Source organism: Brevibacillus sp. HB2.2, assembly GCF_013284275.1.
Classification (GTDB): Bacteria; Bacillota; Bacilli; order Brevibacillales; family Brevibacillaceae; genus Brevibacillus; species Brevibacillus brevis_D.
The window spans coordinates 66,019-79,649 of record NZ_JABSUV010000008.1; the positions used below are offsets into that span (position 1 = coordinate 66,019).

At 48.6% G+C, this 13,631-nt stretch carries 11 protein-coding genes and 1 riboswitch; of the genes, 1 reads left to right on the top strand and 10 read right to left on the bottom strand.

What is annotated here, in order from left to right; all coding sequences use genetic code 11:
* Positions 1–21: 21 nt before the first annotated feature.
* The 7 genes from HP401_RS07625 to HP401_RS07655 all read right to left on the bottom strand — a co-directional run bounded on the left by HP401_RS07625 (position 22) and on the right by HP401_RS07655 (position 8,895).
* Positions 22–1,035, bottom strand: coding sequence for a methyltransferase domain-containing protein (locus HP401_RS07625; protein WP_173604618.1), 1,014 nt, complete (start codon positions 1,033–1,035; stop codon positions 22–24).
* 6 nt (positions 1,036–1,041) lie between these two features.
* Positions 1,042–3,216, bottom strand: coding sequence for a CocE/NonD family hydrolase (locus tag HP401_RS07630; protein ID WP_173604619.1), 2,175 nt, complete (start codon positions 3,214–3,216; stop codon positions 1,042–1,044).
* 24 nt (positions 3,217–3,240) lie between these two features.
* Positions 3,241–4,284, bottom strand: a complete 1,044-nt coding sequence (locus HP401_RS07635; protein ID WP_173604620.1) for a dipeptidase — start codon at positions 4,282–4,284, stop codon at positions 3,241–3,243.
* Between the two features lie 207 nt (positions 4,285–4,491).
* Complete coding sequence (locus HP401_RS07640) at positions 4,492–5,319, bottom strand: heme ABC transporter ATP-binding protein (protein ID WP_173604621.1); 828 nt, start codon at positions 5,317–5,319, stop codon at positions 4,492–4,494.
* Positions 5,316–6,374: a FecCD family ABC transporter permease gene (locus HP401_RS07645; protein ID WP_231850610.1), complete on the bottom strand. Its 1,059-nt coding sequence runs from the start codon at positions 6,372–6,374 to the stop codon at positions 5,316–5,318. The genes HP401_RS07640 and HP401_RS07645 overlap by 4 nt, the downstream gene beginning before the upstream one ends.
* A 24-nt stretch (positions 6,375–6,398) precedes the next feature.
* Positions 6,399–7,418, bottom strand: a complete 1,020-nt coding sequence (locus HP401_RS07650; RefSeq protein WP_173604622.1) for an ABC transporter substrate-binding protein — start codon at positions 7,416–7,418, stop codon at positions 6,399–6,401.
* Between the two features lie 169 nt (positions 7,419–7,587).
* A riboswitch (cobalamin riboswitch) is annotated at positions 7,588–7,787 on the bottom strand.
* Between the two features lie 13 nt (positions 7,788–7,800).
* Positions 7,801–8,895 (bottom strand): M24 family metallopeptidase, encoded by a 1,095-nt coding sequence (locus HP401_RS07655; RefSeq protein WP_254457031.1) that lies wholly within the window; start codon positions 8,893–8,895, stop codon positions 7,801–7,803.
* Between the two features lie 124 nt (positions 8,896–9,019).
* Between HP401_RS07655 and HP401_RS07660 the strand changes: the two genes are divergently transcribed.
* Positions 9,020–9,790 (top strand): alpha/beta fold hydrolase, encoded by a 771-nt coding sequence (locus HP401_RS07660; RefSeq protein ID WP_173604623.1) that lies wholly within the window; start codon positions 9,020–9,022, stop codon positions 9,788–9,790.
* Between the two features lie 56 nt (positions 9,791–9,846).
* Here the strand turns inward: HP401_RS07660 and HP401_RS07665 are convergent, their stop codons facing one another.
* From HP401_RS07665 to HP401_RS07675, 3 genes are all read right to left on the bottom strand, one after another.
* A complete protein-coding gene (locus tag HP401_RS07665) occupies positions 9,847–10,764 on the bottom strand; it encodes an ABC transporter permease (protein ID WP_173604624.1) in 918 nt (305 codons plus the stop codon).
* A gap of 16 nt (positions 10,765–10,780) precedes the next feature.
* A complete protein-coding gene (locus HP401_RS07670; RefSeq protein ID WP_041749357.1) occupies positions 10,781–11,791 on the bottom strand; it encodes an ABC transporter permease in 1,011 nt (336 codons plus the stop codon).
* Between the two features lie 93 nt (positions 11,792–11,884).
* The gene (locus tag HP401_RS07675) at positions 11,885–13,540 is read right to left on the bottom strand and encodes an ABC transporter substrate-binding protein (protein WP_173604625.1); all 1,656 of its coding nucleotides are present in this window, start codon (positions 13,538–13,540) and stop codon (positions 11,885–11,887) included.
* Between the last annotated feature and the right edge of the window lie 91 nt (positions 13,541–13,631).

Below are 13,631 nucleotides of genomic sequence, written 5' to 3' on the forward strand. Positions count from 1 at the left end.
GATGCAGCAGCAGACGTTTTGTTACAAAGTCGAGGAAGAAATTTTTTTCGCCAAAATTGTCCAGCGAGTAGCTCCACCCGGTGTTCCGACAGGCTCAGCGAACGGATACCCACCATGCTGCCAACGATCCATATCGTAGCCCTCGTCCGCTTGACTCGGATCGAAGTCTTGCTTGTGGAATACATTCTCTCTGCTATAGATGACGCGAAAGCCTGATCCTTCCAATAACAGCTCAAGCTCTGTAGGCAAAAGCAATGCCATCTCGCGTTCTACGCGATACCTCGGCTGCTCGATCTGATCAAGAAAAGTCTCATAAGTAAGCGTGTAGCGGAACTTTTGATCCAAGAGTGAGGTTTCCCCCTCCACCTTTTGATACACCATGCGATCCGGGAAAACGAATTTGCGTTGCATCGTTGCCCATTGATTTTTTACTGGCGGCAACAGTAAGTCAATTGCCACTGTTCCGTCCTCCGTTATGTAATCGTGGATGATCGAAAGCAATTGACGTTGCTTGTCTCTACAGGTGGCCTGCTGAAATATCCCTTCTGGAAGAAGCACATGCGTAAATTGCTGACCTAGCTCCAGCTCCCACATATTCTGTTCTACCAGCTCCAGCAGTTCTTCTTTCCCTTTTAATATGCGCCGTTTCTTTTTGGTGGCCATCGCAAGCATATCCGGGCTCCAATCGACCCCGCAGACGGGCAAGCCATTCCGTGCCAGCTCAATGGCAATTCTCCCTGTTCCAACACCCATCTCCAGCACAGAAACCGGTGATTGCTCCGCTTCTCGCAGCAACCAGTTTCGATAAAAAGCGATGCTAGCCTTTCCGGCAAACTGATCGTAATACGTAGCTTCTACGTTCGTGTACTTCGTTTCAGGAAGCGGCAAGTGCCGTCCTTCCTCATTCATCTCACATTCCGTACACACAGAACCTGCTAAATGAGGAAAAGGCACTCCAGGCGGGACGCCATTTTTCGTATCACCTAGCCACTCGTCGTAACGGAACTTGCATTTTCTACAACTGTAAATAGCCATAATGCTTTAATTACCTCCTGAAGATTCCTTACTTCCCCCAGACCGTAAGAGAGGGAGCTTGATATGACTCGGATACTTGCTGTCATGATAGACACGTTGCGAGGCGATGATCGTCTCAGTTTCCGTTGCCAGATCGTTGCCTGTATTCGGATTCGGGAACGAGAAGTTCTCAGCACCAGAAGTAACCGAGACGCGAATACGGTGACCCCTCTGGAAGACGTTGGCGATCTTGGTCATGCGAATCTCATAGCATTCGATTTGTCTTGGAACAAGTAGCTCGGGCTCCGTAAACGAGTAACGGTAGCGCGCGCATATAATCCCGTCCGATAAACGAATCGAATTGCCTTCCTCATCTACATCACACAGCCGCACCAGCCAATCTGTATCCCGCGCTGAGCTAGATGCATAGATAACAGCCGAGATTTCTCCCGCGATGACGACCTCCTCTTCCAATGGCTCCGATGTGTAGACAAGGACATCTGAGCGTTTTTCCACATCACGATAGTTTTCCGGTACGCTGTTTTCATTCTCGGACAAATCCAGCAGATACGGTGCTGCATCTAGCGGATCATAGCTGTACGTATCGACCGCCTGTTCATCTGGGATGGACAGGGTCAGTGTTCCATCTCCGGCGCTCGTATTGGCGTTTCCCCCACTACTCAGATACAGATTCGTCAGTGTCATCTCCGCTGGCGGCCAAGTCTGCGAGGTCTTCCATTCGTTTTCTCCCACCATGTAGTACTCGACACGCGGCTCTTGATCGACGCCATTTTCCACTCTCTTTAAATAGCGGTCAAACCAGCGGAGCTGTGTCACATCCAGATCGTAACGGATAGCGTTGTTTCCGAAGGGCACATGATGGATTTCTCGCGTCGTATTCGCCTTGTGATACCACGGCCCCAAGATGAGTCTGGCGTGCTCTGGTACATTTCGTGAGACAACCTCCCACGATTCGCTCGTCCCCATCCCGTTGTCGTCATACCAACCTGATACGAGGAAAGCAGGCACCTTCACCTGATCCGCATGCCGTTTCCAGTCTGACATGGCCCAGAAATCGTCTCCGTCCGGATGCTCCATCCATTTTGTCCAAAACGGGATTTCTTTCCCTAGCACTTTTTGCGGGATTTCCTTGATCGGACGCACCTTGATGACCTCCCTCCAGTCATCCCGGGAAAGAGCTGCAACATTTCGCCGTTTCTCTGCCATCATGAAAATCCATGACAGACCACCAAGAATCGTTCCCCCTTTGCGCGGGATGTCCACATAAGGTGTTCCTACTGTCACGTAGCTGAAAATCGCCTTCAAATGTGGATTTCCGCTTGCAGCCGCAGCCCATTGCACATACCCCACATACGATCCTCCGAGCATCCCGATGCTGCCATCCGACCACCCCTGACTCGCGATCCAGTTGAGGCTGTCGTCTCCATCATTGCGCTCGTGAACGAGTGGAACCCACTCTCCCTCGGAATCCTCTCGTCCGCGTGTATCCTGAACAACCAGCGCATATCCGCGTGCTACAAAGGGTAAACGGCGAAAAACGCCATCCATCCGTCCATAGGGAGTGCGCATGAAGATCGTTGGAACTCGCTGTCCTTCCGCCAAGCCCGCAGGCAACCAAACCTCGGTCGCCAAACGAATGCCATCCCTCATCTCTACATCATGCCTACCCAAATGATGTACACCGTAGTTAACTTCAGACAGCAGAGGGTCCTGCCACATGGTAAGTGGCGTCAAATTCTCCCACCCTGTTTTCGCCAATACGACACTATCACCGCGACCTGTCAGCACAAATGCGATGACTTCGTTTTCACAAATGATCAGGTCAATTGGCTGCGCTGCTTCGCGCGCCGCCCAGATCCACGCTTGCTTTTGCCCTGCGGGACCCGTTCCTTCGATGGATAGATGGCGTCGGTAGTGCCCTCCGTTTTCCAAAAATACGACTTGTTCGCTCTCCCAGTCGATTCTCTCCCATTCCAGCAGCTTTTGTGCCAGGATGAGGAGAGGCAACTCGTAGGCTGCTTCCCCTTCAATCAGTTGTGCAAATAGACCTTCAGCCGCACCACCCTCATCCCAACCTGAACTTCGATGCCAAACTTCCCCATCCTCAAAACGTATATCAGCTACCTTGATACCAGATTGATAATAACCAAAAGAAACTAATGTAAAACCAGTCTGTGCCATCCGGCATTCCTCCTGTTATCTGATCTACTTCCACACTTGCTGATACACTCTGAGGAAATTGCCACCCAAGATTCCTTCGATTTCTGTATCCGTGTACCTACGCTTCATCAGTTCACGCGTAATTTCAGGAAGAGACGCATGACCTTTTACTACGTCAAATGGCATTTCTTCGGTTTTGGCAATCTTGTCCAAGGGCAAATATTTCGTCAAATCATCGCACAGGTCTAGGCCTATACCAATGTACCTTGCTCCAACAAGCTTTTTCATATAGTCAACATGATCTATCAGTCTCTCAATAGTTGCGTCAGTGTTGTTAGCCGCTGTGAACATGCTAAACGCATTCAACCCGACAAGTCCGTCCTTTTCCGCAATCGCTTTGATCTGCTCATCTGTCAAATTACGCATCGTCGGTACGACTGTTCGGCTATTGGAATGAGAAGCAATCACTGGCTTTTCAGCGATTTCCATCACGTCCCAGAATCCTTCGTCATTCAAATGGCTCACATCGATGACGATGCCCAGCTTTTCCGCTTCTTCGATAAGACGCACACCGAAGTCGGTAATGCCTCCTTTTTTTCCTTCGCGCACCGGTGCAAAAAAGCTACCGTCCCCAACGAAATTGCGTCGACTCCAAACCAGCCCCATCATCCGTACTCCGAGCTCATAAAAGACACGCAAGAGACTCAAATCGTTATGCAGCGGCTCTGCCCCTTCCAACGACAGAATGAACGATACTTTTTGCTCCGCTCTTGCCCGTTGTAAATCATCCAGATTTTTGGCGAGGACGATGTGCTCGGGTGACTCTGCCGCCTCTGCATGCATAGCGCTGATCTGGTTGAGCGCCTTGCGCAGACTCATCTCCGGTACAAATGCATCCTCGACGAACACGGCTGCCACGAGGGAATGCACGCCCCCCTGCTGAAACCGTGGCAAATACTCCGTCTCGATCATTTTGGTTCGACCGTATCCACGCTGAATCTCCACATCCATCAGCAAATCAAAATGCCCATCCAGAACGTGAACACCGTCATGAAATTTGCGCGCCTGTTCTCTCGTTACTTCCGTCATACGGGTCATCTCCCATCTTGTTCTATGGATTTTTCTTACCAACAAATTCGCGACGTATTGCACGGCTCCTTTGATCAATAAGAGAACCTTTGCATCTAACAGGTAAGGCCCCGACAGTTGGAGCGAGGTTCTTTCCGCTTTTACTGCCGTCGACTTAACAAAAAAGGACGCCGACTAGGCATCCCCTCTTATGAAAATCAAAGAAACTCAACTTGTCCCCCGACAGTTGGCTCCACTTGTTACCTTCTGGATAGATGGTTTCACACGGATCGCTTCCGAGTAGAAATATACATGCTTTTTCCCAGTAATAGGATGGGTCGTCACTTCTGTCTCTACTCCGAAAACATCCCGGATCAGAGTGGGTGTCAAGACCTCCTCTGGCGTCCCTGATGTAACGATTTCCCCGTCACAGATCACGTACAGACGATCACAGTACATGGCTGCAATATTGAGATCATGCAACGAGGACAACACCGTAATCCCGAGATTTTTGACCAGATCCATCACCTGCAACTGGTATCGAACATCCAAATGATTCGTCGGTTCGTCAAGGACAAGGAACTGGGCTTGCTGCACCAAAGCTCTGGCAATTAACACCCGCTGCTTCTCCCCACCCGATAAACTGAAAAAGCTGCGATCGGCATATGTATGCATCCCTACACGCTGTAGTGCTTCTTCACAAATTTGATGGTCTTCTGCGTTATCAGACTGAAATAGTCGTTTATGCGGAGCACGCCCCATATTCACGATTTCGGTTACCGAAAAATCAAATTCAACAGAGGACTCCTGCCGTACTGCCGCCATTCGCTGAGCGTTTTGACGCGAGGTTAACTTGTATACGTTGTCGCCATCCAGTGAGATCCATCCCGAACGCGGCTTCAGTACCCGATAAATGCTTTTTAGCAATGTGGACTTCCCACTGCCATTCGGCCCGATCAGTCCCACAAACTCTCCGGAGCGCACCTCCAGACTGACGTTGCGCAAGATTCCCTTTTTCTCCAGTTCGACCGATATATTCTCAACCTGCAAATTCATCGTCCGCTACCTCCAAAGGAATAAGAACTCCGCAACATCAACCAGATAAAGAATGGTCCACCACACAGCGCTGTCAAAATACCGATCGGCAGCTCTTCCGGTGCAAATGCGAGCCTGGCGACTACATCAACCCAGATGAGAAATATCGCGCCAAACAAAGCGCTGACAGGCAGGACACGTCTGTGATCTGATCCGACCATCACACGGACAATATGGGGCATCATTAATCCGACAAAACCAATTGATCCCGCGATGGACACGATCACCCCCGTGAGTAGTGCCGTGATCACCAGGAGAAGCTTGCGGAATTGTACCGTATTAACCCCCAGTGTCCCCGCTGACTCCTCGCCCATCAGCATCGCATTGAGCGAGCGGTATTGGGCCATTAAGACGATGAGACAGATGACGACAATCAATGTAGGGATCGTCAGGTACTCCCATTTGCCGCCAGCCAGACTGCCACTTAACCAAAACAGCACCGTCCCAATTCCATGCTCATTCGGCGCTGAAAACACAAGGAGACTGGTAATGGCCGACAAGATCGCAGATATCGCAATTCCAGCCATGAGCAGGCGTACCGTCGAGTTTTGTCCTCCAATACGGGATAGCGTAAAAATGAGAATAATAGACACGAGGGAGCCTGTAAAAGCGCCAAAGGTTAACGCATACTGCCCGTACATGCTGAATGCTCCGAAAATAATTACCGAAGTAGCTCCAACGGAAGCACCTGAAGATACGCCTAACACATACGGGTCCGCCAGGGAGTTGCGAACTAACGATTGGATCGCTACTCCCACGACAGACAGACCTGCGCCGACGATCGCCCCCAAGAGTACACGCGGAAAGCGAATATCCCAAATAATTGTTTGCTCCCCTTTGGACCAGTCCACCTCAATCCATTGGGTCAACATCGGAATTTTTGATAAGGCGATTTTCCATACCGTAGTCGGTTTAATCTCCACCGATCCCAGCGTAACTGCGAACGTAATCGAGAGGAAGAGTCCAACCAATAACGTAATGATGATAGAAGGTAACTTGATCTGTTGCAGTGCTATTCCCTCCCTTAAAAGGGGCGTACTCTATTTGAATTTATCCGGGTAGAGTCCTTCCGCCAAAATTTTCAGAGCAATCGGTGCTCGAACGCCTTCAGAAGCCGCAGACAATGGCAATACAACCAGTCGTTGATTTTTAATCGCTGGAATATCTGCCAGTTCTTTTTTGGTCAAAAGGAAATTGCGTTTTTGCTCAACAGTTCTGTCCCCGTAGTCTACGACAATAATCACGTCCGGATTGCGACTCACTACTTGTTCCCAACTGACCTCTGCCCACCCCTTTTGAATATCGTCAAAAATGTTCTTGCCGCCAGCCGTCTTGATTAAGGACGTCATGTAATTGTTGGCTGCTGTGAATGGCTTATCTTCCCCGTTGTCGTACACGAACACTTTAAGTGGCTCGTCCACCTTGCCGATTTTGCTAATCGTTTGATCCATTTCACTCTTCATTTTATGGATCAAATCATTGGCTTTGTCCTCCACACGGAAAATGCGTCCGATGTTCGTAATATCCGCGAACACATCGTCGATCGTTGGACCAGGCTTGCTAGACGATTCTTGCAGGTACGATTTGATGCCGACCTTTTCCAAATCCTGCATCGATCCTACGCCCTTTTCGCCGAATCCGCTTTTCCATCCGGCGTACACGAAGTCTGGGTTCGCTGCCAGCAGCACTTCTTTGGTTGGATACTTGTCAGACAGTACCGGAACCTTGTCGTATTCTAGTTTTAACTCTGGAAGGATTTTATCGTCTAGGTAAGCGGTTCCGACCATTTTATCAGCCAGGCCCAATGCCAGCATGATTTCGGTTACGTGTTGGTTCAATGTCACGGCACGCTCAGGTGCTTTTGGATAGGTCATTTCGATGCCATTATTGGTGAGTGTTACAGGCTTGCTCTCTGCTGCTGGAGCAGCGGTTTGTTCTGTTTTGGCTGGGGCTTGTGTTACCGTAGTGGAGCCACATGCCGAAACCAAAAGCATGGCAGCTGTCATGATACCGAAAGCTAGTCCTTTCATTACTGTATGTGTTCTGATTGTATGAAACATCTGTAATCCCCTTTTTCTTTTATAAATGTTGTAGTAAACCAATTGCTTCCACAAAAAAAGCACCCCCATTTCAATCGGGAGGTGCATGACAAACGTAGATATAGCCATAACAGGCGCAAAGGCGCCCTTTCATAGACTGTTTCCACATCTGCCCCATCCTCGTGGGTCGATTGTAAATGATCGCATGGCAGGTCTCCTGGCTTACGGATCAACACACCCAGCTACCTTCCCATTTTTTGTCTCGCAAAAAACAGTGGCTATTCGCTAGGCGCTCCTCGTTACAGTGGCGGGACCGCGCCGGTTTTTCACCGGACTTCCCTTTTAAGCTGACGGCATATGCCATCCAGCACCATTCGATACGTATTCAATTTTTCCAACTTCTTCATTGGTTGATAGAAGTTAGTTTTTTCGGGAACTGCGTGAGTATTTCAACGCCTGTTTCCGTAACCAAGACATCGTCTTCAATTCGCACGCCGCCTACTCCTGGCAAATAGATGCCCGGCTCGATGGTAAAGACCATTCCTGGACGAAGCACTTCTTGGTTCTGGCTGTGAACAGACGGATATTCATGTACATCCATCCCTAGTCCATGCCCAAGGCGGTGCATGAAGTATTCTCCGTAGCCTTTTGCGGTGATAACATCGCGAGCGGTTTTATCCAAATGCGCAAAGCTCACACCCGGACGAATCTCAGCAATTGCCGCTTCGTTGGCAGCCAAAACTGTCTCGTAAATTTCTTGTAGCTGGGCACTGATCTCGCCAACAGCAAAGGTACGAGTAATATCGGATACATATCCGTTCGCAGCTACCCCGATATCAAACAAAAGCAAGTCGCCTTCTTGCACCTGGCGCGTTCCTGGCTTCCCATGTGGCAAAGCGGACTTCTCCCCTGCCAATACCATGGACGTAAAGGATGGACCTTCTGCGCCCAAGCGCTTCATCTGGAATTCCAGCTCAGCTACGATTTCTGTCTCGGTCATGCCTGTCTTGACTTTTTTCAGGGTCTCCCGCAAGGAATCTTCGACCAACTGAACAGCATGCTTCAGACGATCCACTTCATCCGGAGATTTGATCAAACGCATTTCACGCAGTGGCTCTTCCACGTCCACATAGCTCGACGCCAGAACAACTTGTCCAAGTGCTTCATAGCGCTCGACAGTCATATGACTTTTTTCAATGCCGAGCTTCGCCAAGTTCGCTGGCAACACTTGCTTGAGGATTTCATACGGGTTTTGGATATCCGTATGTGTATGGATATCTTGAACGAACGAAGCCTCTGCTGCTGCCTCACGATCAAGAGCAGGTACAATTAAGGAAGGCTTTCCTTCAGCAGGAATAACAAGACCCATAAAACGTTCATGCGGGTCAGTAAAAAATCCGGTCAAATAGTAGACGTGCTTGGGAGAGGTAATCAACACCGCGTTCAGCTCTTGCTCTGTCAAAAACGTGTGGAGCTTCGAAATGCGCTCTTGAAACAACTTCTTCACCCTGCTTTCACCAATTATTCTATTGCGAGAATACCACTTCCCCATCAAAAAAAGAAGAGTTCAATTGCAAAATCTACTTCGGATCGGACAACCTAAGGGTGGGGTGAAAACGAAAATGGAACAAATACTCGTCCATCAGGATGGCAAGCAGTTTGCTTTTCACATATCGGGGAAAGGCCAGCCGTTATTGTGTATCCATGCGCCATGCATCGGCTCTATCAATTTTGTTTATCAGCAAACACTCGCAGATACTTATCAACTCATTGTCCCTGATTTGCCCGGACATGGTGACAGTTCGCCCATGGAGAAGCCCTATTCTATTGGGGAATTGGCAGAACGACTCCATAAGCTGATCCCGTCTCTCGGCATTGAGCGTCCCTTTATTTTGGGGTACTCCCAAGGTGCTTCTATCGCCCTTGAATATTGCCTTCGTTATCCTGATCATGCGCGAGGAGGTATACTCGTGAGCGGTTTTTCCGAAGTGAATGACCTGTATTTGCATGGACGATTTTGGATGGCACGAGCGTTGTCGATGCTTCACGGAGTCCCTCTTCTTGCCCGTTCCATTGCCTCCTCACATGTCAATAGCCCAGAAATGCGGGAAAAATGGACGGCGCACGCCTCCAAAACAGATCCCACCAGCTTAAAATACCTTTATACTGCCGGACACCGCTATCAATGTACAGAGCGCCTGGGCAACATCCAGCTTCCGATTTTACTTGCCTATGGCGGACAAGATAAACGTATTCATCATTATGCGCAAATGCTGACAATGAAATTGCCAAAGGCAAGACTTGAAATAATCCCAAACGTAAAGCATCAAGTCATTACGAAAGCTGCACCTGCACTCAATCAGTTGTGCCGCACCTTCATGGAAGAAGGGTAAATAAGAAAAGACAGAAGGATGGTATCTCCATTCCCTTCTGTCTTTTTGTGATTGGACTAGCTCTTCATCCGCGGGTCGAGTGCATCACGCAAGCCGTCCCCAATTAAGTTAAAGCCGAGAACTGTCAGCATAATAGAGAGCCCTGGAAAAATAACGGTCCATGGTGCTTTCTGAATGTACTGACGTGAATCAGCGAGCATTTTTCCCCATTCTGGTTCTGGCGCTTGTGCTCCCAGTCCGAGAAAGCCAAGTGCAGCTGCTTCAATAATTGCTGTTGCGATCCCCATCGTCCCGGTCACAATGATGGGTGCGAGGCTGTTCGGCAAAATATGCTGCATGATAATCCGGGAATTTTTCATTCCGATTGCCCGTGCGGCCATGACGAATTCCTCTTCCTTTAAGCTCAATACACGGGCGCGTACTAACCGCCCAAATGTCGGAATGTTAATAATCGCAATGGCAATCAAGGCGTTTTGCAAAGATGGCCCCAAGATGGCAACGACAGCGATTGCCAAAAGAATACTCGGAAAGGCAAGCATAATATCAAAGAGACGCGAAATGATCGTATCGATCCATCTGCCATAGTATCCTGCCAAAAGACCAAGCAAGGTCCCTACGAGAACGGAGCCAATGACAGAGAACGTCCCTACCCACAAGGAGATTTGTGCCCCATAAATAACGCGACTAAAGACATCACGACCATTGTAATCTGTTCCAAACCAATGCGCTTCAGAAGGTGGCTTGTTTTTCATCACGAGCTCGCCTTTGTCGTACGGATACGGAGCAATCCATGGAGCTAGTACCGCCACAACAATGAAAAACAAAATGATCCCGAAGCCCACCAACGCCAGCTTGTTTTTTCGCAGTGTCCTCCATGCATCCTTCCAAGGAGAGACTACTTCTTCATGCTTCACTTTTAAAGGTACTACCTGATCTTGTGGTTGTAATTGTGGTTGTAATTGTGGTTGTGCCATGTCTCTTCGTCCCTCCTTAGCGATATTTGATGCGCGGATCGATATAGGCGTACAGAAGGTCGACCAAGAGATTGATCAGGACGAAAATCGTCGCGATTACAAGGATACCGGATTGGATAACCGGATAGTCACGGTTTCCAATGGCGGTCACAATATAGCGACCAACTCCTGGCCATCCAAAGATCGTCTCTGTCAAAACTGCTCCACCCAACAACAACCCTGTTTGCAAACCAATTACCGTCAAGACAGGGATCAGGGCATTTTTCAGCGCATGCTTGTACACGACCCAAAACTGTGTCAGCCCTTTTGCGCGAGCGGTTCTGACATAGTCGGCACGCATGACTTCCAGCATGCTCGAACGAGTGATACGTGCAATGATCGCCATCGGGATCGTACCTAACGCGATTCCCGGCAGGATCAAATGCTTGATAACTTCCCATAGCTGATCCCAACGACCAGCCATCATCGTATCCAGTATATAAAAGTGCGTAATAGCCTCTATGGGATTACGCGAATTGTCGCGACCAACTGATGGCAGCCATTTCAGTTCTTGGGCAAACACCCATTGCTCCATCAAACCTAGCCAAAAAATCGGCATGGATACACCAACCAAAGCGATCAACATCGCACAGTAGTCAAACCAGGAGTTTTGCTTCCACGCAGAAAGAATCCCTGCATTTACACCGATAAACACCGCAATCAGCATGCTCACAATTGTAAGTTCAGTCGTCGCCGCCAAATAAGGCATGATTTCATCTGAAATCGGCGCATTCGTTTGCAATGATTCCCCAAGATTTCCACTCAAAATATTTTTCATATAATCGAAATACTGTATGTACCACGGATTATTCAATCCCAAAGCTTCTCGTATGTCTGCAATCGCTTGTGGTGTTGCCTTTTCTCCCAAAATCGTCAAAGCCGGATCACCAGGGATGGCACGAATAATGGAAAAAACGATGATTGACATGCCCACTAAGACAGGAATGAGCATTAAAATTCTTCGAATGCTGTAAGCTAGCAATGCCATCTCCTCGCCTTCCTGCATAAAATAATGGCTAAATGAATGAAAGGAGGGTAAGAAGAGGTATGCACTCCTCTTACCCTTTTCCGATGAATCAGCTTACTTGAAGTCTACCTTTTCCAAACTTTCAGATCCTTTTGGATGCGGGTTGTAGTCTACGATATTCGCTTTTCCTGCCAATGCTGGTGTGGAGTGTGCCAGCGGAACCATTGGCACATCTTTGAAAATGATCTCTTGTACTTTTTTGTACATTTTTTCGCGCTCTGCTTGGTCTGGGGTGGACTGTGCTTTCATCATCAATTGATGTGCTTCTTCGTTTGCCCAGCGTGTATAGTTGTTACTTCCGATGTTGTTTTTGTCGAGCAAGACAGCCAAGAAGTTGTCAGGGTCGCCATTGTCACCTGTCCAACCAAGCATGAACATTTCTTGCTCACCCAAACGGGTCTTTTCCAAATACGTTGCCCATTCCATCGTCACGATCTCAGCATCAACCCCGATTTTCTTCAGGTCTTGCTGGATTGCTTCTGCAATCTTCACACCTTCTGGCATGTACGGACGTGGAACTGGCATTGCCCAAAACTTAATTTTAAAGCCGTTTGGATGTCCTGCTTCGGCCAGCAATTGTTTTGCTTTATCGAGGTTGAACTCACGATCTTTAATATCGTTGTTATGTCCCCACATCGTTTTTGGCATTGGGTTGACTGCTGGTTCTCCAACCCCATCGAAGAAGGCTGTTACGATTTCAGGTTTGTTAATCGCATAAGCAATGGCTTCACGAACCTTTGGATTGTCGAGTGGCTTCTTCTCTACGTTGAAGCCGATGTATCCGATGTTATTAGTAGGACGCAGGAAGAGTTGCAGGTCTTTGTTGTCTTTTACTGCTGGGATATCATCTGTGTTCAGACCATCCATCAAGTCAATCTCACCAGATGCCAAAGCAGTCAGACGTGCCGTGTTTTCCGGAATGACCTTGAACACAAGTTTATCGAGCTTCGGATATCCTGGGCTCCAGTAATCAGGGTTTTTCTCAAGTGTGATCGTGTCGTTGCGCTTCCACTCTACGAATTTGAAAGGTCCTGTACCGATTGGGTGCTCATTGAATTTCTTAACATCCTTTTTCAATGCCTCAGGCGAACCAATCGCGAAAGGAGACATTGCCAGGTTGGCGAGGAATGGAGCCAATGGACGATTCAACGTGAATTTTACAGTGGTCGGATCGACTGCTTCTACAGATTTGATAATGTGAGTCGCGTCACCCTTGTACCCACCAAACTGGCTCACGTAGTACTCGTAGCCCTCTGGTGAATGCTGTGGATGGCTCTTGTCGCTCCAGCGCTCGAAGTTGTATTTAACCGCCTCTGCATTGAAATCAGTTCCATCGTGGAATTTCACGCCTGATCTCAGTTTCAGCGTATAAACGAGACCATCAGGAGTCACTTCCCATTTCTCGGCCAACGATGGAGCGAGCTCTGTTGAGCCATCCGCGAAGCCAATCAATGTATCCATAATGTTCTCGGTTACCTTAAATGTCTCACCATCTGTTTGCGTAATTGGGTCAAGCCCTTTTGTGTCTGCACCACGACCGATGATTAATTGCTTCGGTCCAGTTTTTGCAGGCTCAGTTGCAGGTGCCGGAGTTTCTGTCTTTGCTTGTTCTGCCGGCGCTTGTGTCGTAGAAGTGCTAGAGCATCCAGCAATCAGCATGGCCAGCGCCACTAAGCTGGTCATGGTTGCGGAGAGAACTCTCTTCTTCATGAAAACATCCCCCTTTTTCTACTATTAGTCGCATGTTCCTTTTTGGTAAATGGCCGATACAATACCTCCTGCTTTGCATCCCCCCTTTACA